The 20,298-nt window shown below is 48.2% G+C and carries 21 protein-coding genes; 14 read left to right on the forward strand and 7 right to left on the reverse strand.

Annotation, left to right across the window (positions count from 1 at the left end; genetic code table 11):
• Positions 1-129 precede the first annotated feature (129 nt).
• Together JFT56_RS06940 and JFT56_RS06945 are read left to right on the forward strand one after the other, a co-directional pair.
• Complete coding sequence (locus tag JFT56_RS06940) at positions 130-2,106, forward strand: BCCT family transporter (RefSeq protein WP_198782947.1); 1,977 nt, start codon at positions 130-132, stop codon at positions 2,104-2,106.
• 102 nt (positions 2,107-2,208) lie between these two features.
• Complete coding sequence (locus JFT56_RS06945; RefSeq protein ID WP_198782948.1) at positions 2,209-2,571, forward strand: YajD family HNH nuclease; 363 nt, start codon at positions 2,209-2,211, stop codon at positions 2,569-2,571.
• Positions 2,572-2,649: 78 nt separating this feature from the next.
• Here the strand turns inward: JFT56_RS06945 and JFT56_RS06950 are convergent, their stop codons facing one another.
• Positions 2,650-2,883, reverse strand: a complete 234-nt coding sequence (locus JFT56_RS06950; protein ID WP_198782949.1) for a DUF1289 domain-containing protein — start codon at positions 2,881-2,883, stop codon at positions 2,650-2,652.
• A 164-nt stretch (positions 2,884-3,047) separates the two neighbouring features.
• Between JFT56_RS06950 and JFT56_RS06955 the strand changes: the two genes are divergently transcribed.
• The 12 genes from JFT56_RS06955 (at position 3,048) to JFT56_RS07010 (ending at position 15,879) form a co-directional block, all read left to right on the forward strand.
• On the forward strand, positions 3,048-4,403 hold the full coding sequence (locus tag JFT56_RS06955; protein ID WP_198782950.1) for a methyltransferase: 1,356 nt from the start codon (positions 3,048-3,050) through the stop codon (positions 4,401-4,403).
• 253 nt (positions 4,404-4,656) lie between these two features.
• Positions 4,657-5,706 (forward strand): 3-oxoacyl-ACP synthase III, encoded by a 1,050-nt coding sequence (locus JFT56_RS06960; RefSeq protein WP_198782951.1) that lies wholly within the window; start codon positions 4,657-4,659, stop codon positions 5,704-5,706.
• Between the two features lie 149 nt (positions 5,707-5,855).
• On the forward strand, positions 5,856-6,767 hold the full coding sequence (locus JFT56_RS06965; RefSeq protein ID WP_198782952.1) for an alpha/beta fold hydrolase: 912 nt from the start codon (positions 5,856-5,858) through the stop codon (positions 6,765-6,767).
• Positions 6,767-8,635, forward strand: coding sequence for an olefin beta-lactone synthetase (gene oleC, locus JFT56_RS06970; protein ID WP_233095574.1), 1,869 nt, complete (start codon positions 6,767-6,769; stop codon positions 8,633-8,635). Before JFT56_RS06965 ends, oleC begins: the two co-directional genes overlap by 1 nt.
• Positions 8,636-8,642: 7 nt before the next feature.
• On the forward strand, positions 8,643-9,788 hold the full coding sequence (gene oleD, locus JFT56_RS06975) for a 2-alkyl-3-oxoalkanoate reductase (RefSeq protein WP_198782953.1): 1,146 nt from the start codon (positions 8,643-8,645) through the stop codon (positions 9,786-9,788).
• Between the two features lie 28 nt (positions 9,789-9,816).
• The gene (locus tag JFT56_RS06980; RefSeq protein ID WP_198783517.1) at positions 9,817-10,056 is read left to right on the forward strand and encodes a DUF3624 domain-containing protein; all 240 of its coding nucleotides are present in this window, start codon (positions 9,817-9,819) and stop codon (positions 10,054-10,056) included.
• A 216-nt stretch (positions 10,057-10,272) separates the two neighbouring features.
• The gene (locus JFT56_RS06985) at positions 10,273-11,247 is read left to right on the forward strand and encodes a TerC family protein (protein ID WP_198782954.1); all 975 of its coding nucleotides are present in this window, start codon (positions 10,273-10,275) and stop codon (positions 11,245-11,247) included.
• Positions 11,248-11,695: 448 nt separating this feature from the next.
• Positions 11,696-12,001 carry a hypothetical protein gene (locus JFT56_RS06990; protein WP_198782955.1) on the forward strand — a complete coding sequence of 102 codons (306 nt, stop codon included), beginning with the start codon at positions 11,696-11,698 and terminating at the stop codon, positions 11,999-12,001.
• A 293-nt stretch (positions 12,002-12,294) separates the two neighbouring features.
• A complete protein-coding gene (locus JFT56_RS06995; protein ID WP_198782956.1) occupies positions 12,295-14,016 on the forward strand; it encodes a phospho-sugar mutase in 1,722 nt (573 codons plus the stop codon).
• Positions 14,017-14,182: 166 nt separating this feature from the next.
• On the forward strand, positions 14,183-14,566 hold the full coding sequence (locus tag JFT56_RS07000) for a VOC family protein (protein WP_198782957.1): 384 nt from the start codon (positions 14,183-14,185) through the stop codon (positions 14,564-14,566).
• Between the two features lie 84 nt (positions 14,567-14,650).
• Positions 14,651-15,100, forward strand: coding sequence for a GyrI-like domain-containing protein (locus JFT56_RS07005; RefSeq protein WP_198783518.1), 450 nt, complete (start codon positions 14,651-14,653; stop codon positions 15,098-15,100).
• A gap of 101 nt (positions 15,101-15,201) precedes the next feature.
• The gene (locus JFT56_RS07010) at positions 15,202-15,879 is read left to right on the forward strand and encodes a helix-turn-helix transcriptional regulator (protein WP_198782958.1); all 678 of its coding nucleotides are present in this window, start codon (positions 15,202-15,204) and stop codon (positions 15,877-15,879) included.
• On the opposite strand, the gene JFT56_RS07015 is transcribed toward JFT56_RS07010, so the two are convergent.
• The 6 genes from JFT56_RS07015 to JFT56_RS07040 form a co-directional block, all read right to left on the reverse strand.
• Positions 15,859-16,161 (reverse strand): AzlD domain-containing protein, encoded by a 303-nt coding sequence (locus tag JFT56_RS07015; protein ID WP_198782959.1) that lies wholly within the window; start codon positions 16,159-16,161, stop codon positions 15,859-15,861. The genes JFT56_RS07010 and JFT56_RS07015 overlap by 21 nt on opposite strands.
• On the reverse strand, positions 16,158-16,979 hold the full coding sequence (locus JFT56_RS07020; protein WP_198782960.1) for an AzlC family ABC transporter permease: 822 nt from the start codon (positions 16,977-16,979) through the stop codon (positions 16,158-16,160). Before JFT56_RS07020 ends, JFT56_RS07015 begins: the two co-directional genes overlap by 4 nt.
• Before the next feature lie 129 nt (positions 16,980-17,108).
• A complete protein-coding gene (locus tag JFT56_RS07025; protein WP_198782961.1) occupies positions 17,109-17,945 on the reverse strand; it encodes an AraC family transcriptional regulator in 837 nt (278 codons plus the stop codon).
• A 201-nt stretch (positions 17,946-18,146) separates the two neighbouring features.
• The gene (locus tag JFT56_RS07030; protein ID WP_198782962.1) at positions 18,147-18,803 is read right to left on the reverse strand and encodes a Vat family streptogramin A O-acetyltransferase; all 657 of its coding nucleotides are present in this window, start codon (positions 18,801-18,803) and stop codon (positions 18,147-18,149) included.
• A 154-nt stretch (positions 18,804-18,957) separates the two neighbouring features.
• Positions 18,958-19,275, reverse strand: coding sequence for a hypothetical protein (locus tag JFT56_RS07035; protein ID WP_198782963.1), 318 nt, complete (start codon positions 19,273-19,275; stop codon positions 18,958-18,960).
• 97 nt (positions 19,276-19,372) lie between these two features.
• Positions 19,373-19,747, reverse strand: a complete 375-nt coding sequence (locus JFT56_RS07040; RefSeq protein ID WP_198782964.1) for a hypothetical protein — start codon at positions 19,745-19,747, stop codon at positions 19,373-19,375.
• Positions 19,748-20,298 lie beyond the last annotated feature (551 nt).

The following is a 20,298-nucleotide window of genomic DNA, read 5'->3' on the forward strand; positions in this document are numbered from 1 at the left end:
GTTATTGATGCTTTTGGGTGTGCTTAATACCGCGAGTGTTGGAATGATCGTGAGTTGACTGTTTGGCTAAAGTTTAGGAGCTTAGGCTGGAGGTCATCCATCGAAAACCTGTCACCACTAGGGGTATTCATGTCGATTAAATCGAGTATCAATCCACCGGTATTTTATTCATCGGTCTTTTTCATCATCTTAATGGTGATGATCTGTGCCATTTGGCCAACCGAGGCCAACTTGTTTTTTAAATCAATGCAGTCATGGATAGAAGTTAAAGCCGGTTGGCTTTACATTTTGGGCGTCGCTATTTTTATGATTTTCATCATCTTTGTGATGGTGAGCCGCTTTGGTGATATCAAACTTGGGCCAGATCATTCAGTGCCTGACTATAGCTATAAAAGCTGGATAGCTATGCTATTTTCCGCGGGTATGGGCATAGGCTTAATGTTTTTTGGGGTTGCCGAGCCAGTGATGCATTATCTGGCACCGCCCGATGCCACACCTGAGAGCCTCGCCGCGGCAAAAGAGGCGATGAAAATCACTTTCTTCCACTGGGGGATCCACGCCTGGGCCATTTATGCTGTGGTTGCCCTGAGCCTAGCGTATTTTGCCTATCGCCATAAATTGCCCCTATTACCCCGCAGTGCCCTGTATCCCTTAATCGGTGAGCGTATTCATGGGCCCATTGGCCATAGCGTCGATACCTTCGCGGTGCTCGGCACTATGTTTGGGGTGGCAACATCCTTAGGCTTTGGCGTGTTACAGGTCAATTCTGGGCTAAGTTATTTGTTTAAAAGCTTTCCTAACAACACTTTAGTCCAGGTCGCTTTGATTATTGGTATTACATTACTTGCAACCCTTTCGGTGTTTTCTGGGTTAGATAAGGGCGTTAAACGACTGAGCGAGCTGAACCTTGGGCTAGCGCTTATTCTATTACTTATTGTCTTAATCCTTGGGCCAACCGTGATGCTGTTGCAGGCCTTTGTGCAAAATACCGGCAGTTATCTAAGTGATATCGTTAATAAAACCTTTAACTTATATGCCTATCAACACAAGGAGGATTGGCTCGGTGGCTGGACTTTACTCTACTGGGGCTGGTGGATTTCCTGGTCGCCATTTGTGGGGACTTTTATTGCGCGTGTCAGCCGTGGTCGTACCATACGTGAGTTTTTAGTGGGTGTGTTATTTGTGCCATCGGCGCTGACCTTCCTGTGGATGACTGTGTTTGGCAACTCCGCCATCGACGCCATCATGAATCATGGCGCGACTTACTTAGCCGATGCCGTGAATACCGATGTGCCTGTGGCCTTATTTGCATTTTTTGAGCATATGCCTTTTCCGAGCCTATTGTCGGGGATAGGGATTTGTTTAGTGGTGACCTTCTTTGTGACCTCGTCTGATTCGGGATCCTTAGTGATCGATAATTTGACCTCGGGTGGGGATAATAACGCCCCCGTTTGGCAGCGGGTATTTTGGGCCTTACTCCAAGGTGTGGTGGCTTCAGTCCTGCTTTTAGCGGGTGGTTTACAGGCGCTGCAGACGGCGGCCATCGCCAGTGCGTTGCCATTTTTATGTGTGATGTTATTGATGTGTTTGGGGCTTTATAAAGCCTTGAAAGACGATTGGCTGAAGATCAACAGCATGCAGTTACATAACACTAGCGTACAGTACGCCAAAACGAACATCCGTTGGGAGGAACGAATTGAGGTGCTCGTTGCGCATCCAACCGAAGAAGACGTGCGACTCTTTCTCAATAATGTGGCAACACCGGCATTATCTAAGGTGTGTCAGCACTTTATGACTAAGGGCATAGTGGCCGATCTCGAATATTTAGACGGTAAAGTGCGGCTAGTGATCAGTAATGAAGTCCATTTGCCCTTTGTATACGGGGTACGTATGCGCTGCTTTGAGATTGTGAATCCCGTAGGTGAAGAATTAGAGCAGGGCAATACCTTGTACTACCGCGCCGAGGTTTACCTAGAGCAGGGCGGCCAGCACTATGATGTGATGGGCTATACCGAAGAGCAGCTCCTAGCGGATATAGTGACCCAGTACGAAAAGTACCTGCACTATTTGCACCTTTCTAATGCCGACCAAGGACATGTGGCTTAGGCGCTGCGGGCGCTTTGCTAAAACGGGATATATTGCCCCAAGTGATAACTCGGATTATCCTTGGGGAAATTATCAGTGGTTGTTTTTAGGTTAGGTGTGAGCATGTCAACAAATCAAGGCCAGAGTAAGTTAGACCAAGTGTTAGCCGAGGCGCGGGAATACAAAGCCAAACGCGAGAGCGGTTACCGCGAACAGGCGTTAAAACTGTATCCTTGGGTGTGTGGCCGTTGTACTCGAGAATTTACCCCGAAAAATTTGAGCGAGCTGACAGTCCATCACAGAGATCATAACCACGATAACAACCCTTCCGACGGTTCTAACTGGGAATTACTGTGCCTGTATTGCCACGACAACGAACATTCCCGCTTTGAAGAACTGATCCGTTACGGTAGCACCACAGAAACGAAGCAAGCGGCGGCGACCTACAATCCCTTTGCCGATTTAAAGGCCATGATGAAGAAATAACTGGAGTAAGCGCTGAGCGGGTTTATACCCAAACGATCTCAAGATGCTCTGAAACTCGTATCTTGAGGTAGCTTGGGTTTATAATTTTTTAGCTAAGCGCTCTTCGGCTTCTAACCATTTGGCTCGGCTCAGAATATGTCTATTTTCAGCGCCTTCGAAATGCGCCTTGCGGGCCGGAAGTTGGTCGATGATTGAATGCTGCTCGGCTTCACTGGCATCGCGCCAGGCGACAATTTCGTCAATATGGCGAAAGCAGCCCATACAATAGTCTTCATCGTTTAAGCCGCAGCGGGCAACGCAGGGTGAAAGCATAGGTGTCCTCTGGAGCCTTATGGTTAGTTAACCGAGTCTTCTCAGTTATCGATATGATTGAGTGTTTAAAGGCCGCGATACTAACATTTTTTCGCATAAAGTCATCTTTAGGGCGCATTCCCTTGGCCTAAGTTGAGACAAGTATTTTTTATACCGGGCATCTAGTGAATCAAGCAAATCCTCAAAAGACATCTAGCGATAAAGAGCAATTTAACCAGATTAATCAATTGCTCGAGCAGAGTCGCCCCCTATGGCAAGTGCGCGCCTTTGAGACCAACGTCCTGCCATGGCAGGCGGATTTCCCTTGTTTGGCACTCAGGCTGTGGGACATCAGTGATGACGAACTCGATAACCTAGATGCCGAGCAAGATAGGCTAGTCAAAGCCCTATTACCCGCGTTAACCCAAGATCTTCACCTGCGAGGGCTAGATTGGGATCTGTCTTTGTTGACTGCGACTCCTGTGGTAAGTGACGCGGCATTAGTGCAAACGCCAGATATTCAATTTGACGATAGCGCACATTTCAGCGCCCACATTAAGGGGCGTAAATGGGCGCAAATTACTGCCTTTGTGCAGCATTTACCCGAGTACGATTTACCTGTGCTGGAGTGGTGTGCGGGCAAGGGGCACTTAGGCCGATTGATTGCTAAGACCCGCGGCGTCGATGTGGTCAGCCTCGAGTGGCAAGCAAAGCTCTGTGAAGAGGGGCAGGCGTTTGCGCAGCAATGGCAGTTACCCCAACGTTTTATCTGTGCCGATGCCTTTGCTATTGGGACTGATGCTGGGTTAACAGCGGCTGGATTAACAGAGACTGGGTTAACAGAGGCTGGGATAAATGATGGGCAAGAGAGCCCCAATCGAGCCAATGAGAATCCGTTGGCGCGTCACCAGCAGGCGGTTGCGCTCCATGCCTGTGGCGATTTGCATGTGCGCCTGTTGAAACTTGCCACCGAAGCGGGCACGCGGGCGCTGGCGATTTCCCCCTGTTGTTATCATTTAATTCAAGCGAGCCATTATCAGCCGTTATCGACAGTTGCTCAGCAGAGCACACTTAAGCTCAGCCGTCACGACTTGCAGTTGCCACTGCAGCAGAGTGTGATTGCTAATGCGAAACAACAGGCGCTGCGCCATCAAGAAATCGCGTGGCGCTTAGGTTTTGATGCACTGCAACGCCAATGCCGACAAATTGATGAATATTTACCTTTACCTTCGTTAAAACAGAGTCAACTCAGTGGCAGTTTTGCCGATTTTTGCCTGTGGGCGGCGCAGCAAAAATCTGTCCTCATACCGCAACATTGTGATTTTGCGGCTTGGCTCGAACTTGGGCGGCAAAGGCAAAGATTGACTCGACGTATCGATTTAGTGGCGCATTTATTTCGCAGCCTACTCGAGCGCTGGTTAATCCTCGATCGCTGCTGTTTTTTGCAGGAGCACGGCTATCGGGTTGTTGTGGGTGAATTTTGCGCAAACAGTGTCACGCCGAGAAATGCGCTGATTTTGGCATTAAAATCGGACGATTAAAAAATAGCGTCTTAAAATGTGCTGTACAGCAATGTTTTTTATGAATTATTTCTGTATTAGTCAATTTGAAATTGATCTTGCCAGTGCCTATGCTCCTAGGCTGATGTGAGTCAGTGTGAGACAAGTCTTACGCTGAAGATGGTTTTTTATTGAATCATCGGGCTTTTCTTGTTCAAATGTCGCATTAATGACGAATAACAACTGAAAGCTGGCCCTTAGGTCAGCCATTCTAGTGAGCGAATAAAACAGTTTCATGAAATATTCCCGCGTATTTATTAATAGCCTGGCCTATGAACTGGCGCCTGTTGTGGTCTCCAGTAGCGAGCTAGAGTCTCGTCTTGCACCTTTATATCAAAAGTTCCGTATTCCAATGGGACAGTTGGCAGCATTGACTGGCATCACAGAGCGCCGCTGGTGGCCTAAAGGGCATCAATTGTCTGACGGGGCGATTAAAGCGGCCCGTAAAGCCATGGTTGAAACGGGAATAGATGTCGCCGATTTAGGTGCTGTGGTCTACACCGGAGTGTGCCGGGATCAGCACGAACCCGCCACAGCCTGCCGGATCGCCGCCGAGCTTGGCGTGTCAAAGGACACTGCGATTTACGATATCAGCAATGCCTGCCTTGGGGTGTTATCGGGCATTTTAGATATCGCTAACCGGATTGAACTCGGGCAAATCAAGGCGGGTATGGTGGTGTCCTGTGAATCGGCGCGGGATATTGTCGATGTCACTATCGACAATATGCTGGCCGATCCGACCATGCAGAATTTTGCTCAATCCCTTGCGACCTTAACCGGTGGCTCTGGCGCCGTTGCCGTGATCTTGACCGATGGCAGCTTACCGCTTGCGAATGTGCGTCAACATCAATTACTTGGGGCTTCACACCTCTCTGCGCCGCAGCATCACCAGCTGTGTCAGTGGGGATTGCAGGAAGTGGGTCATAATATTTACCGCGAGTTTATGCGTACCGATGCGGTAACGCTCCTCAAAGAAGGGGTCGAGCTGGCGAAACACACTTGGGAGCATTTCCTCGAGCAGCGCAATTGGTTGGTCGAGCAAGTGGATAAGGTGATTTGCCACCAAGTGGGCGCGTCGAACCGCAAGCAAGTGTTGAGTGCACTCAATATCCCACCAGAAAAAGAGTTTCCGACCTATCAATTGCTGGGCAATATGGGCACGGTTTCTTTGCCCGTGACTGCCGCCATGGCCCACGATCAGGGATTTTTACGCCCAGGGGATCAGGTGAGCTTTTTAGGCATAGGTAGTGGCTTAAATTGCATGATGTTAGGCATTAAGTGGTAAAGGCGCCTCGCGCCTTTATCTGCATTATTGTGCTGATTGCCTAAAGACTGGTTGCTTAAAGACTAATTGTGCCTAAAAAATAGCGCCGATATGCTAAGGTGACTCGCTCACATCAGCTCGAATAAATAAAACAAAAGATAGGATGCGTCATGTTAGACACTCTGTTGCCCTTTAAACGTCATTTTCTGAGCCTTAATGGCAACAAGTTACACTATATCAACGAAGGCCAAGGCGAACCTGTGGTCATGGTGCACGGTAACCCTAGCTGGTCGTTTTATTACCGCAATCTTGTCAGCGCCTTAAAAGACACACACCAATGCATAGTGCCGGATCATATCGGCTGTGGCCTGTCGGATAAGCCGGATGATAGCGGTTACGATTACACCCTAAAGAATCGTATTGATGATTTAGAAACCCTGCTCGATAGCCTAAATATTAAAGAAAACATTACCTTAGTCGTACACGACTGGGGTGGCATGATAGGTATGGGTTACGCGGCGCGCTATCCTGAGCGTATTAAGCGTTTAGTGATTTTAAATACCGGGGCTTTTCATTTACCCGAATCAAAACCCTTGCCGCTGGCGCTGTTGATTTGCCGTAATACCCTGCTAGGTACTGTATTGGTGCGGGGTTTTAATGCCTTTTCGTCTATCGCCTCCTATGTTGGCGTGAAGCGTCAGCCTATGTCTAAATATATCCGCGAGGCCTATGTCGCGCCCTTTAACTCTTGGGCTAATCGTATTTCGACGCTGCGTTTTGTGCAGGATATTCCGCTGAAAGCAGGGGATAGAAATTATCAATTAGTCTCTGATATTGCAGCAAGTTTACCTAAATTTGCCAAAGTGCCGACCCTGATCTGTTGGGGGCTTAAGGACTTTGTGTTCGATAAGCACTTTTTAGCCAAATGGCGCGAGCATATGCCCCATGCGACAGTGCATGAATTTGCCGACTGCGGGCACTATATCCTCGAAGATGCCAGCGATGAAGTGATTACACATATCAAACACTTTATGGCCGATGATGTGCCTGCAAGGGCGCAATTAGAACAGGCTGCGGGTTAATGTCGCGCGTGCTTGGGGCCGATTTGCCAACCGCGCCCTGTGATGAATCTTCTATATCTAGGGTGGGCTGTGATGCCAATATTTGCCGTCATCTTAAACATGCGGCGCATGTCATTCCCCATCACTTAGCGGTTGCTGTCCAAAAGGCCGAGGGCTCTGGGCTTTTTAATCAAAGCGGTGCCCTTAGCAAGCTAAGTTATCAAGAACTCGATTTTGTCAGTTTAGATAGACAAAGCGATGCCATCGCCTTTGCCCTCAATGCCCATGGTATACAACGTGGCATGAAGGCGGTACTGATGGTGACGTCGAGCCTCGATTTTTTTGCGCTGACTTTCGCACTCTTTAAGGCCGGGGTTATTCCCATTCTTGTCGACCCAGGTATGGGAATTCATAACCTCAAGCAGTGTTTTGTTGAAGCCGCACCCGATGCCTTTATTGGTATTCCTAAGGCCCATATTGCTAGGCGGTTATTTGGCTGGGGTAAGGGCAGTATGAAATGCTTGCTCAATGTCGATAGCGGTAAACTGGGTCTGTCAGCCAAGTTAGCACAAATGGTGACGGGTGCTCCTAGCTTAGCGTCGCTGACAAGACCGTCGCAGCTTAGGCGCCCAAGTGAGCAGGGACGGCCAAGCGAGCAGGGACGGCCAAGCGAGCAGGTTGAATATCCCATGGTCATGCTAAAACCTGATGATATGGCCGCGATATTATTTACCAGCGGCAGCACGGGAGTCCCAAAGGGCGTGGTCTATAGCCATGGGATGTTTGAAGCACAAATTCAAGCACTCAAAGATGATTATGGGATTGCCCACGGTGAGCGTGATTTAGCCACGTTCCCGTTGTTCTCCCTCTTTGGTCCCGCACTCGGTATGGCGTCAATCGTGCCTGAAATGGATGCGAGCAAACCTATTACCGCTAATCCTGAATTTTTGTTTGCCGCGATTGAGAAATATCAGTGCAGTAATATTTTTGTTAATCCGGCCCTCCTTGAACGCTTAGGCCGTGCGGGGGAACTAAAACAGCATAAGTTGCCTAGCGTGCAGCGGGTGATCTCGGCGGGTGCGCCCGCGACCATCGCCTCTATTGCCAGGTTTAGTAAGATGCTGAGCCAAGGCGTGCCCATTTTAAACTCCTACGGTGCGACCGAATCCTTACCCATTAGCATGATCGCCAGCGATGCCCTATTGACTACTACCGATATTACCGATAACGGTGGTGGTATCTGCGTTGGCCATGGGATTAAGGGCGTCGATATAGGGATTATCGCGATTTCTGAAGAGGTTATTCCTTCGTGGGATAATGCCTTTCTGCTGAAAAACGGTGAAATTGGCGAGATAGTAGTGCGGGGGCCTATGGTCAGTCAATCCTACTATCAAGATGATAGCCAACATAATAGCCAAGGGCGCAGCGCAACGGCCGCGGCGAAAATCTGGGATGAAGTGACACAAACCTTTAGACATCGCATGGGCGATCTGGGGTATCTCGATGATCAAGGGCGGTTATGGATGTGCGGCCGCAAGGCCCATAGGGTCGATGCGACCCATAATGGTCAATTTTTTAAGCGATATTATTCGATCCCCTGTGAGCGTATTTTTAATACTCACCCCAATGTGAAGCGCTCCGCCCTTGTGGGCATCACAGTGGCAAACGAGATAGAGCCGTTAATTTGTATCGAGCTCGACCAATCATTGGTGTGTAATAAGAGCCAGCAGCTGTACCAAGAGTTGATCGCTATCGCTGAGCAATTTGCCCAGACTAAGGGGATAAGGCGTTTTCTTATCCACCCAGACTTCCCCGTGGATGTGCGACATAATGCTAAAATTTTTAGAGAAAAATTAGCCGTTTGGGCACAATCACAGACCAAAGGTTGATACCTAAATGACAAACAATCCAAGTAAATATGAGGCAATGGCACCATTGGAGCTGCAAGAGCAAACTGCTCTCGCGCAGCTTGCCTTAAAGGTAAGCCATGCCTTTGTCACTGGCGCGGGGGGATTTTTAGGTAAGGCCATATGTTTAAGGTTGTTGGCCGCAGGGATTAAGGTGACAGGTTTTGCCCGTGGAGATTACCCTGAACTTACCTCCCTAGGCGTTGTGATGGTGCAGGGGGATCTTGTCGATAAGGAGCGAGTCCAACAGGCGATGCAGGGCTGCGATATTGTGTTCCATGTGGCATCAAAAGCCGGTGTATGGGGCGATAGAGACAGCTATTTTTGCCCGAATGTGAAGGGAACGGCTAATGTGATTGCCGCGTGCAAGGCATTAAAAATCAATAAACTAGTCTACACCAGCACGCCGAGTGTGACCTTTGCTGGGCAGGATGAGTCTGGTATTGATGAATCCACGCCCCATGCGGCTAAATTTCTCAATTATTACGCCCATTCTAAGTCCATCGCCGAGAAGATGGTGCTCGATGCAAATCAACTAGCAGAGATGCCCCTTGAAAATGCCGATACGACTCCAATCGCTATTCCTGCCTCGACTCAAGTTTCTACACCCTATGCCTTAAAAACCGTCGCTCTGCGGCCGCATTTGATCTGGGGCCCTAATGATCCCCACCTTGTGCCTCGGGTACTGGCGCGTGGCAGTTTAGGTAAGCTTAAGTTGGTTGGTCGTGAAGATAAGCTGGTCGATACCATTTACATAGATAACGCCGCCTATGCCCATGTGCTCGCCGCGCTCGAACTCTGCGAGCCACAGCCTAAGTGTCAGGGGAAAGCTTATTTTCTCAGTAACGATGAGCCCATCACTATGGCTAAAATGCTGAACTTGATTTTGGCCTGTGATGGGTTGCCGCCAGTGACCAAGCGAGTGTCTCGAACTGTGGCCTATATCGCGGGGGCGGTCCTCGAGGGCGTGTATCTTCTGTTAAAAAAACAGCAGGAACCGCTAATGACTCGCTTTGTGGCTCGTCAGTTATCCTGCAGCCATTATTTTGATATTAGCGCCGCTAAACGGGATTTAGGCTATCGTCCGCTGATCTCTATCGATGAAGGGATGAAACGCCTTAAAGCATCCCGCTAAACGGATTGTCGGCATATGAGGTGGCATGATGGGATGTAATGATTGCAACACTTCAATTTTTAAGCAAAAAATTGGCCGTTGCCGCGCTTGTATGTGGCAACTTGCTGGCTTATCCGCTATCGGTTGGCCCCTGTGGTGGTTTCTCTATTGGGAAACTCCGCGGCAAGTCGACTCCATCGCATTATTGTTTTTCTGCTCAGCCTTTACAGGCTTGTTGTTACTGCACCTTGTTGTGTTAGCGCTGCGCCGGATCCAAGGGCGCGAGTAACCCCTCTTTTTTAACAAAGGATCAAGCACCAGCGACTGAGTGCGTGCTCGTCTTGAGCTCAATTTTTTGGGGATATTCTTTGGGATATAAACGAATTTTAATCTGATTTTATGGTTATTTTATGCTGTTTCACTGATCTTTGTTTAACTAAGCAGTAAGATTACCTACTGTAATTTGGCCGAAAAATGTCGGCGTTTTAGATTGTTAAGGAGAGGCATGGTGCTTTTTACCATCTTATTTGTGGGCTACCCGATTTGGGTTTGGCTAATGTTCTTTGGCTTTGTATTAGCCCTGTTGGCCTTTGATTTAGGTGTGTTGCATAAAGATCAACATGAAATCAGTGTCTCAGAAAGCTTAAAACTCTCTGCGTTTTATATTTGCATGGCGATGCTATTTGGCGCTTGGCTTTGGTGGTATCGGGGACCCACGGCGGGGATGGAATACCTGACGGGTTATCTGATCGAAAAGTCACTGTCTATGGATAACATATTCGTTATCGCGCTTATTTTCAGTAGCTTAGGTATCCCACGCCTATATCAACATCGAGTGCTGTTCTGGGGCATTATCGGCGTGATTGTATTACGCGCCATTATGATCGGACTCGGGGCCGTGCTTGTGGCCAAGTATCAGGGCGTTCTAGTATTGTTTGGCCTGTTCTTGATTTTCACCGGCGTGAAGATGTTGTTCTCGCAGGAGGAACATAGAGATATTCAAGATAATAAGCTTTACAAGTGGTTACGCACTAAGATGCGGTTTACGCCAACCCTGCATGGGGAAAAATTTGTGGTACGTGGTGAAGAGCACCAGCTAAGTAAAGGCTGGTGGGCGACACCGTTATTGTTGGCGTTAATTCTGGTTGAAACCGCGGATTTAGTCTTTGCGGTTGACAGTATTCCGGCCATATTTGCCATCACTCAAGACCCTTTTATTATCTATACCTCAAATATTTTTGCCATTCTGGGCCTTAGAGCCCTGTACTTTGCTTTAGCGGCCATGGTGCACCGCTTCGAGTACCTTAAGTATGCCCTGTCGGTGGTGTTGATCTTTATCGGTACTAAGGTCGGCTTAGTGTATTTCTATCATATAGGATTAGTGGGCTTTACTATCCCGACGGCCCTTTCTTTAGGGGTGACCTTCGGACTGTTAGTCGCTGGTGTACTCTACTCACTTTGGAAAACCCGCGGGCAATAGATTGAAAAGTAAAGCGGCTTGGTTTCTGTTGTATTTTTGCTTAAATCCAATGGAATAAGCCGCTTTAGCCTCGGCCACAATCTCCTTTCACATCTGCTCATCCTTATTCTTGGTAAAAGTGTATAAACTGTTCTATTTTTCCTATAGACAGAAACTTTTGGTTAGTGTTTTCAGGCTTAGCAATATTGGGCATGACAATCACTCGCCGCTTGTTTATCTCTGCCCATTCGCGCCAATAACAATAAATTATTAGCATAATTAAATTAATTACTTAAGCCTTATTCCTACTGATTGACCTGCGGTTGAGCGTGCTTTGGCGTTCAGGGAAAGGGAGTTTGCATCTATGTCAATTACAGCTATGTCAATTACAGCTATGTCAAAGAAATTAAAAATGTATAACGCGAGCCAATAGCCTAGTAGGTTGGTGAGCATAATGAGGAGAAAGATCATGTCTATGGTGAGTGCGAAGGAATTTGCCCATTGGTTAATGAAACGATTTGAAGGGGTTGAAAAGGGCGTTAGTCTGACAAGGGAGGATATTAATCAGCTGACCGGACGCCAAAATTTTTCGCTCGTGTTTGTCAATGATATTCACTATGAACTGATGCGTTTTGGCATCGCATTTGTTACCGATACGAGCCGAGACACTTATTACCTAGTGCGTGTCTTTGATAAGCCTTGGCGAACTCAGCTCGAACAGGAGTCAGAAAAGGATCTATTTTCTAACGTAGTCTCCATGAATATCTTGCGTTAGCGACGCTAAATTGAATGCGTTACCTTGCGGTGAAAAGATGGATGGGGCTTCCCTTTTGGCGATTCGCTCGAAGCGCCAGTGATTGTTGACTGCACCTAGGTACTTTAATCTTCTTTATTAATATGAAACTAACTTCACTTTTAACCCAGAGGGAGTGACCCTGTGTCATTTCACTTTTGTCCCCTTAGTTAGCCAGTCTTTACACTCAATTGACGCTGAAAAATGCAAATTCACTTGTTCTTCGGTGTACTTTTTCCTAAGGTAATTGCAAATGATTTTCACTGAGGCGTGCTATGAATACCCCACTGCAATTACAGGTTAAACATTGGCTCGAAAATGATCCCGATCCTGCTACACAGGCGCAATTACAAACCCTGCTGGACACCCAGAATGAGGCAGAGCTCAAGGCCCGTTTTGCCGGGCGATTAGAGTTTGGCACCGCCGGATTACGGGGTGTGGTGGGCGCAGGGCCCATGGGCATGAATCGCCTTGTGATCCGCCAAACTTCAGCGGGCCTTGGCGCCTATTTACTCGAACAGATTAAGGATGCCGCCGAGCGTGGCGTGGTGATAGGTTACGATGGCCGTCACGATTCACGTACCTTTGCCCATGATACGGCCAGCGTATTGACCGCCATGGGATTTAAGGTGCGGCTTACTAGCAAGGTGGCGCCGACTCCCTTAGTGGCCTTTGGGGTGAAGCATTTTAATGCGGCGGCGGGCATTGTCGTTACCGCCAGCCATAATCCACCGCAATATAATGGTTATAAAGTCTATTGGGAGAATGGCGCCCAGATTATTCCGCCACACGACTCGGGTATTGCCGCGCAAATTGAACAGGCAGCCACCAAGGCCATCCCGTTTTTAGCGCATAGCGAAGCGGTGGCGCAGGGTAAGTTGATTTGGCTTGAGGACGATTACTACGAAACCTATCGCAGCGGCGTAAAGCAATCACCAATGCTACAAAACCATACCGCCCCTGAAAAAGTCAGCCTCGCCTATACGGCGATGCACGGCGTCGGGGCCGACATGGCCGAAACGGTGCTGAAGGATGCGGGTTTTACCCAAGTCTATTCGGTGGCTGCCCAGCGTGAGCCCGACGGGGATTTCCCAACGGTGAACTTCCCCAATCCCGAAGAAAAGGGCGCGATGGATTTAGTGATTGCCGAAGCGAAAAAACACGGCGCTATGCTCGCCTGTGCTAACGATCCCGATGCCGACCGTTTTGCGGTGGCGGTGCGTAAGGGAGAGGGCGAATACCAAATGTTGACGGGGGATCAAGTGGGCGTTCTCCTTGGCCATTATCTGTTGAGCCATGCCCCTGAACATCGCGGCCTAACCGGAACGACCATAGTATCTTCTAGCCTGTTATCTAAGATCGCCAAGGGTTTTGGCCAGCAAAGTTACACCACGCTCACTGGGTTTAAATGGTTGATGAATGTGGGAATTGTGAAGGATCGGCCCGATAATCCATTCCTGTTTGCCTATGAAGAAGCCCTAGGTTACACCGTCGGTAGCATGGTGTGGGATAAAGACGGCCTGTCGGCGCTGGTGGCCTTTGCCCAATTAACCGCCGAGCTTGCCGCCAATGGGCAAACCATTTGGGATAGACTCGAGCACATCTACCGTGAACATGGATTCCATTTAAATGCGCAGGTGAGTATTGCCTTAAAACCCGATACGCCGAAGATTGGTGCCTATTTGCGTGAACATCCGCCGCTGAAGATTGGTGAGTTAGATGTACTCTCCACCGATGATTTAAAGGCGCTTGAGCGGCGTTTTGCCGATGGACGGGTCGAGAAAATCGACTTACCACCCAGTGATGTATTGACCTATTGCTTAGCGGGTGGCGCTCGGGTGATCGTCAGACCTTCGGGGACTGAGCCCAAAATCAAATGTTACTACGAAGTGGTCGAGCCCATGACGGCGGATGACTCCCTCATCAGTGCCCAGAGCCGTGCAATCCAGGCCATGGAGACATTTATCGTGGCCCACCAAGCCAGTTTGCCGAAATAGGCTGAGCTGTTTTAAGTCAAAAATCCGCTGTTATTCTTTTACTTTTATAAAAGGCTACTGACATCATGTTGTCAGTAGCCTTGTTTTATTCTTGTTGTTGCCCGCTGGTGGTCCAGATTAATAACCTTATGGATCATTGGTATTTTTCAACAAGGAGAAAGTGAAAATGTTATCAATTGCACCGTTAGTTTGGGGTGAAATTCCTGTCAGTGATATGAATCGTGCCATCGCTTTTTATCAGCAGCATTTTGGGGTTGAGTTTAAGCGTGACGATATGGAAGACATGGAATACGCCACCATAGTGACCGAAGACGTTAGCGCCGCCAGTATTGGGTTAGTCAAATGCAGCATGAGCCAACCGTCGATGCAGGGCAGCACTGTGTATTTGCATTTCAGCACCCAATTGCAACCCTTAGTGGATAAACTCACCGCGGCTGATGTCAATATTCTGCTGCCAGTGACCCCGATCAAAGAAGGGGAATGTGGTTATATTGCCCTCTTTGTCGACAGTGAAGGCAATAAAGTGGGTCTGTGGTCTAAGGATAAGTAGTCGATTTTTAACCTGATAGAGTCGTGCCCTAAGGGCATGACTCTAATTTAGCTATTGGTTTGGGGATATATGGAAGAAACAATGATGGACCAGGTTTATATTGATGCTCGACCGCTACTTGGGCTGAGTTGCCGCACCCACAATCGGGCTGAAATGTCCGTCGACAGCGCTAAAATTGGCGACCTGTGGCAAGCCTTTTTTGAATCATCCCAGCTCACGGCTATGCTCAATTCGCCCATGTACGGCGTGTATTATGACTATGCGTCAGATATGAATGGGGAGTTTTCTGTGCTGGTGGGCAAGGCTATCGATGCCCCCGTCGATACCAACCCTTTTACACCGCTACAACTCGAAGCGGGCAAGTATCTTAAATTTACGGCCGAGGGGGAAATGCCCCAGTGTGTTATCGACCTTTGGGGGCAAGTGTGGGGCTATTTTAGTGCCCCAAATTGCCCACATCAGCGGCGTTATCAAACGGATTTTGAACTGTATCTCGGCGCCACTGAAGTCGAGATCTATATCGGGATTTTATAAAGCAGATCTTGAGCTTATCTTAATATTTGGATACGCGAGTTTAAGCGGTTAAGATCCTAACTATTGCTCGTTACCTCAGTTTTAGGGGCCAATAACAGTCCATGCGCCGCGCCGATCGCCTATTTCAAATAGTGCAAATTCTGAAACATAAACGCCTGACCACAGCCTTGGAGCTAGCCGAGCGGTTAGAGGTCTCCACGCGCACGATTTACCGCGATGTGCAGGATTTGTGTTTAAGCGGCATTCCCATCGAAGGGGAGGCGGGCGTGGGCTATTTATTGCGCCACGAGGTTAATGTGCCGCCCCTCATGTTTAACGAAGCCGAATTGGAGGCGATTCAAGTCGGCATGCGTATGGTGCAAACCTGGGGTGGCAAAGAACTTGGCAGTGCGGCGCGCCAAGCGATGATCAAAGTCGAAGCCGTGTTGCCCAAGAGATTGCAAGCCTATCAATCCTTGATGTTCTCGCCGGATTTTTATTTAGATTCCAATGAGTTTCAATTCCTTGACCCACTACGTAATGCCGCGCAGCGCCGCGAGTACGTTAAACTCTTCTACCAAGATGTGAAACTTGATGTCACCGAGCGGGAAGTGCGGCCGCTTGCCATCTATTTTTGGCGCGGCACTTGGACGCTGCTGACGTGGTGTGAATTGCGGGCCGATTTTCGCAATTTTAGGGTCGATCGCATTACAGGCCTTGTGCGGTTAAATCGCCATTTTGAGCAATCTCCAGGGCAAGAGCTTGAGGATTATATTTGCCTAATGGATAAAGAAAAATAGTCCCATACTCAACACAGTGGTCAGCAAGGTATTACGGGTGACGAGTGCGAGTATCGTCGCGACCACGGCGCAGATGAGATAGCTGTTGTCTAAGCTCAGACCGAGTTGGCCTTCTTGCACAAACACTATGGGCGCGAAGATCGCGGTGAGGACAGCAGGGGCTGAGTAACTTAAAAAAGTTTGGGTGCCCTTACTTAATCGCAGCGGTAATTTAGGTTCGAGTAGTAAATGACGACTGATAAACACAACCGCCGCCATTGAGAAAATCATTAACCAAATCATGCTTTTTCTCCTGATGCTGTGTTTGTCTTAGTCCCAGTTTCTGCTTGGGTTTGTGCGCTTGCTAACTGACTCGCGGATTGTTGTGCGCGTTCCGCTTCCTTAGTCACTTTGGCGTAAAGTACACCAGCCGTCATTCCGGCAATGGCGGCGATCAGCAGTCCCGCTTGAATTTCAAACAAGACACATACCACTGCTAGGGTGAGTGAGACTAACACACAGATGAGAATCGACGGCTTTTTTACCGTGGGGACAACCAGGGCGATAAAGGTGGCGGCGATGGCGAAATCGAGGCCAAGTTCACCTAAATTATCGATAGCATTGCCCGCCACTATGCCAAGTAGGGTCGCGATGTTCCAACCGATATAAAAACTCAAGCCGCCGCCGAGGGCGTACCAAGGGTCGAACCTATGTAACTTGCCTTGATTGGCGATGGCAAACAGTTCATCTGTGAGCAAAAAGCCCAATGTCAGGCGCCACTTCAATGGCAAGGGACTGATTTGACTGCGCATCGCCATCGCATATAACAGATGGCGCGAGGTGATGAGTAGCGTCGTAATTAAGATACTCCACAGACCAATCCCCGCCTTAACCATGCCGAGTGCCACTAACTGAGCCGCGCCCGCAAAGATAATGGCTGACATGGCTTGGCTTTCAATGGGCGTTAGCCCCACCTCAATGGCGAAGGAGCCGGCTAAAATTCCCCAAGGAACCACTGCTATCGTCAGCGGCAACATGGCCAAGGTGCCTTTTAAAAAAGCCTTGGCTTTGGTGGGATGCGCGGGAGAAACATCAGGTTCTATAAGCTTGTCGGTGGTCACTTTGGCTCCTAAAAATAGCGGCGATGCTAGGGTCGCTGTTAAACAATGAATGCTTGGATCAAGTTTGCTTGCTTAGTTAATCGAGGAGAAAGCAAGCATGAGCATGGCAGATTAACCTAAAGTGGTTGTTTAGGCTTGGATAATATTGCGGCCTATTTCTGTGGCAAATTGCCCCGGGGTTACGCCGACGGTCTTTTTAAAATGTCGATTCAAGTGACTTTGATCGTGAAAACCACAATCGAGGGCGACATCGAGCAGCCGTGTGCCTTGTTTGATTTTTCCTTTGGCCAGCCTGACTCTGGCCTGAATTTGGTAAGCGTGGGGCGGTAAGCCGTAATAACGCTGAAATTGTTTCAGCAAATAATAGGGGCTTAATCCCGCGAGTGTTGCCAGCTCTTCAAGGGAAATATCGGCTGCAGGATGATCGTCGATAAAGGATTTCACCAGTGCTAACGCAGGCTTAGCGATTACAGCGAGGTCATCGCTTGGACGATGTTTGCCATGGCGCGCCATCAACTGTGTCAAGCTTGAATAGATTAAGCTTTCGCGCAGTAAGCGATTGTCCGATGTATCTAAAGTAGTAAAGGTGAAGCGCAGCAGTTCGGCTAATTCAGGATCGTACACTACGGGCTCAGGGAAATAGGGTGCACCGCTGTTTGATGCTAGCTCACTGTTAATATTGGCAAACTGCGCGGGGACTGGATACATGGCACGATAGGACCAACCGCCCTCGGTGGCGCTACAACCATTATGGACTTCATCGGCATTGACGAGAATGATGCTGTGCTTTGGCGCCACATGGTTGCCACCGGTGCGATAAAAACGCTGCGCACCCGTTTCAATCACGCCGACGGTATAACCTTCGTGGGTATGCCGACTGAAATTTTGTTTATGGTAGTGGGCATTGAGTAACTCGAGGCCACCTAATTCATCGGCAATCTGGTAGGCCGCATGTTCTGTGTTCATCAAGCCTCCTTTCTTGAATAGATAAATGGGCGGGTTATGCCTGATAGTAACCCAGAAATCCTCCGCGCTTTTGTACAAAATTGCGCATATTGGATTTTGTTTTGCGCTTAATGGCGGTTTCTTAATGTTTGTTTCTTAATGTTTGTTGCTTATTGTTGTCGCTTGAGATTTTTAATCAACCTTGCTCGCGACCTGCTTATCTTAGGTCGCTTGCTTTAATTGACTCAGATCAGCGCCCGCGATGGCGTGTAGGTGCTGAGTGATTTTCTCTATCGGCCAATCCCACCAAGCGATGGCAACAAGCTCATCTATCACAGTTTGCTCGAATCTCAGCTTGATCACTGTGGCAGGATTACCGCCAACCACAGCGTAGGGCGGTACATCTTTTGTCACTACGGATTGACTGGCAACAATGGCGCCGTGGCCAATCTTCACTCCAGGCATAATCGTGGCGTTATAACCAATCCACACATCGTTACCGATACAGGTGTCGCCCTTAAAAGGTAAATCTTCGGGCTTGGGCGCCGCTTTCTCCCAGCCATTGCCGAAGATATAAAAAGGATAAGTCGAGAAGCCAGATACTTGATGATTTGCGCCATTCATAATGAATTTCACGTCTTTCGCAATGGCGCAGAATTTACCGATAATCAGTTTATCGCCAATAAAGTCAAAGTGATAAAGTACATTCGACTCGAACCTCTCAGGACCTGCTGGATCGTCATAATAAGTGTAATCACCGACGATAATGTTCTCACGGGAAATAAAATTTTTAAGAAAGCCAACCTGGGGAAAGCCTTTCATCGGCGCTTTGTCGTTGGGACTTGGGCCTAATTGGGCGTGGGTTATTGTGTTAGGCATAACTGTCTCCATCGTTAAAGTATGTCTTCACTCGTGCATTCTTTTATGCGAATTGATGTGCGAATTTGTGGTATCTATTGTTGTGTTGATTGCGGTGTTGATTGCGGTGTTGATTGCGGTGTTGATTGCGGTATAAGTTGCGGGATGAGTCGGACTAATACTCGCCTGTCACCACAAGTGTATTTTCAATACGCTCAACCACTAAGGCAAGTGTAGTTTTTTCTCGCACAAAGCCGACAGAGCAAATCGCCATGGCGCTATTACCACAGGTGATTTCGGGATAATCTTCAATCATTGGCGTTTCATCTTCCGCAACGGGTGCTAACCCCCAGCCAGTCGCCAATAAACTCGATTTCACCTCAGCGTACTTTTTACCCCATAACGCACTGTTGTCCTGTGCTGGAGCATATAGAGGCAATGCGCCAAGACTTAGCATGATCAGTGGGAGAATTATCTGTTGCATGGAAAACATCTTAGTTCCTATGTGGTCCAGGGCTAGTGGACGAGTGAGTTGTCATGTCACTTATCCCATATCAGCCTTGATTAAACTTAGGCTAGTTAATCGTATGCTAGCTGTAAATAGCTGAATAAATTAATAATAAAGATAGTTGGATGGAAAGTAGACCGATAAAACGGAATTTATTGTTGAAGTAGTGCGCCGACCATAGGGCAAACTTTCTATGCAAGCTCGGAGGTGTGAACGCCAAGCCCACTCCTACACAAACTAAGACAATACCGATTGCAATAATGGCCTGCGGAAACCGAGTATCGGCTGCGTAAATGATAAAAATTAAACCCGCAATCATTCGGCTCACCACTTCCATAATATGGAAATAGGGCTGCTCGCTAAATGCAATAATGCCCTTAGAGAAAGACTCAGGTTTTACCGCCATCACTAGGCTTAATAACAACATCACTAGTCCAAAAGCTGCAATAAAGTACATAGTTATCCTTGATATAGCGATGCTTTGATGTTGAAACTATAAATCCAGCGCCACAATTAAGCACTCTCATTCCAGTGACACGCCCTGCTTAAATCATAAAAAGTCATCCCTGAGGGCTCGACGGCGGCATCTGCTGTATATGGATGTGCGAATGCCGCGGTCACATGGTCAATTGTGTTCCCGGCATAATAGTGACATTCCCCATATCCCTATGGGTCAGATGTGAAAGAGCGGCCATGCCGCCAACGGTCACTTCCATGAGAGTGCTTTATTTCGTTAATTCCTGTGCATTTCTTAGCGGCAGTTTTCACACAATCATCTTTTATTTTCAAGTAGATGCTTTAGATGCACACTTTTTCATCTCAGAAATATGTGGGTGCTGTCTTTTCATTTGAGACTATAAGTCCGGCTGTACAATTAAGCACTCTCATTCCAGTGACACGCCATGAACTCATCCCTGAGGGCTCGACGGCGGCATCCATGCCGCCAACGGTCACTTCCATAAGAGTGCTTAATTTTGTTAATTGCTGTGTATTTTTTAGCCAGTTTCC

The organism is Shewanella putrefaciens, from assembly GCF_016406305.1.
Classification (GTDB): Bacteria; Pseudomonadota; Gammaproteobacteria; order Enterobacterales; family Shewanellaceae; genus Shewanella; species Shewanella putrefaciens_C.

What these genes read in the sequence shown, in the direction of transcription:
- JFT56_RS06940 (WP_198782947.1), top strand. Translation starts at nt 130, where the DNA reads ATGTCGATTAAATCGAGTATCAATCCACCGGTATTTTATTCATCGGTC.
- JFT56_RS06945 (WP_198782948.1), top strand. Translation starts at nt 2,209, where the DNA reads ATGTCAACAAATCAAGGCCAGAGTAAGTTAGACCAAGTGTTAGCCGAG.
- JFT56_RS06950 (WP_198782949.1), bottom strand. Translation starts at nt 2,883, where the DNA reads ATGCTTTCACCCTGCGTTGCCCGCTGCGGCTTAAACGATGAAGACTAT.
- JFT56_RS06960 (WP_198782951.1), top strand. Translation starts at nt 4,657, where the DNA reads ATGAAATATTCCCGCGTATTTATTAATAGCCTGGCCTATGAACTGGCG.
- JFT56_RS06965 (WP_198782952.1), top strand. Translation starts at nt 5,856, where the DNA reads ATGTTAGACACTCTGTTGCCCTTTAAACGTCATTTTCTGAGCCTTAAT.
- oleC (WP_233095574.1), top strand. Translation starts at nt 6,767, where the DNA reads ATGTCGCGCGTGCTTGGGGCCGATTTGCCAACCGCGCCCTGTGATGAA.
- oleD (WP_198782953.1), top strand. Translation starts at nt 8,643, where the DNA reads ATGACAAACAATCCAAGTAAATATGAGGCAATGGCACCATTGGAGCTG.
- JFT56_RS06980 (WP_198783517.1), top strand. Translation starts at nt 9,817, where the DNA reads ATGGGATGTAATGATTGCAACACTTCAATTTTTAAGCAAAAAATTGGC.
- JFT56_RS06985 (WP_198782954.1), top strand. Translation starts at nt 10,273, where the DNA reads ATGGTGCTTTTTACCATCTTATTTGTGGGCTACCCGATTTGGGTTTGG.
- JFT56_RS06990 (WP_198782955.1), top strand. Translation starts at nt 11,696, where the DNA reads ATGTCTATGGTGAGTGCGAAGGAATTTGCCCATTGGTTAATGAAACGA.
- JFT56_RS06995 (WP_198782956.1), top strand. Translation starts at nt 12,295, where the DNA reads ATGAATACCCCACTGCAATTACAGGTTAAACATTGGCTCGAAAATGAT.
- JFT56_RS07000 (WP_198782957.1), top strand. Translation starts at nt 14,183, where the DNA reads ATGTTATCAATTGCACCGTTAGTTTGGGGTGAAATTCCTGTCAGTGAT.
- JFT56_RS07005 (WP_198783518.1), top strand. Translation starts at nt 14,651, where the DNA reads ATGGACCAGGTTTATATTGATGCTCGACCGCTACTTGGGCTGAGTTGC.
- JFT56_RS07010 (WP_198782958.1), top strand. Translation starts at nt 15,202, where the DNA reads ATGCGCCGCGCCGATCGCCTATTTCAAATAGTGCAAATTCTGAAACAT.
- JFT56_RS07015 (WP_198782959.1), bottom strand. Translation starts at nt 16,161, where the DNA reads ATGATTTGGTTAATGATTTTCTCAATGGCGGCGGTTGTGTTTATCAGT.
- JFT56_RS07025 (WP_198782961.1), bottom strand. Translation starts at nt 17,945, where the DNA reads ATGAACACAGAACATGCGGCCTACCAGATTGCCGATGAATTAGGTGGC.
- JFT56_RS07030 (WP_198782962.1), bottom strand. Translation starts at nt 18,803, where the DNA reads ATGCCTAACACAATAACCCACGCCCAATTAGGCCCAAGTCCCAACGAC.
- JFT56_RS07035 (WP_198782963.1), bottom strand. Translation starts at nt 19,275, where the DNA reads ATGTTTTCCATGCAACAGATAATTCTCCCACTGATCATGCTAAGTCTT.
- JFT56_RS07040 (WP_198782964.1), bottom strand. Translation starts at nt 19,747, where the DNA reads ATGTACTTTATTGCAGCTTTTGGACTAGTGATGTTGTTATTAAGCCTA.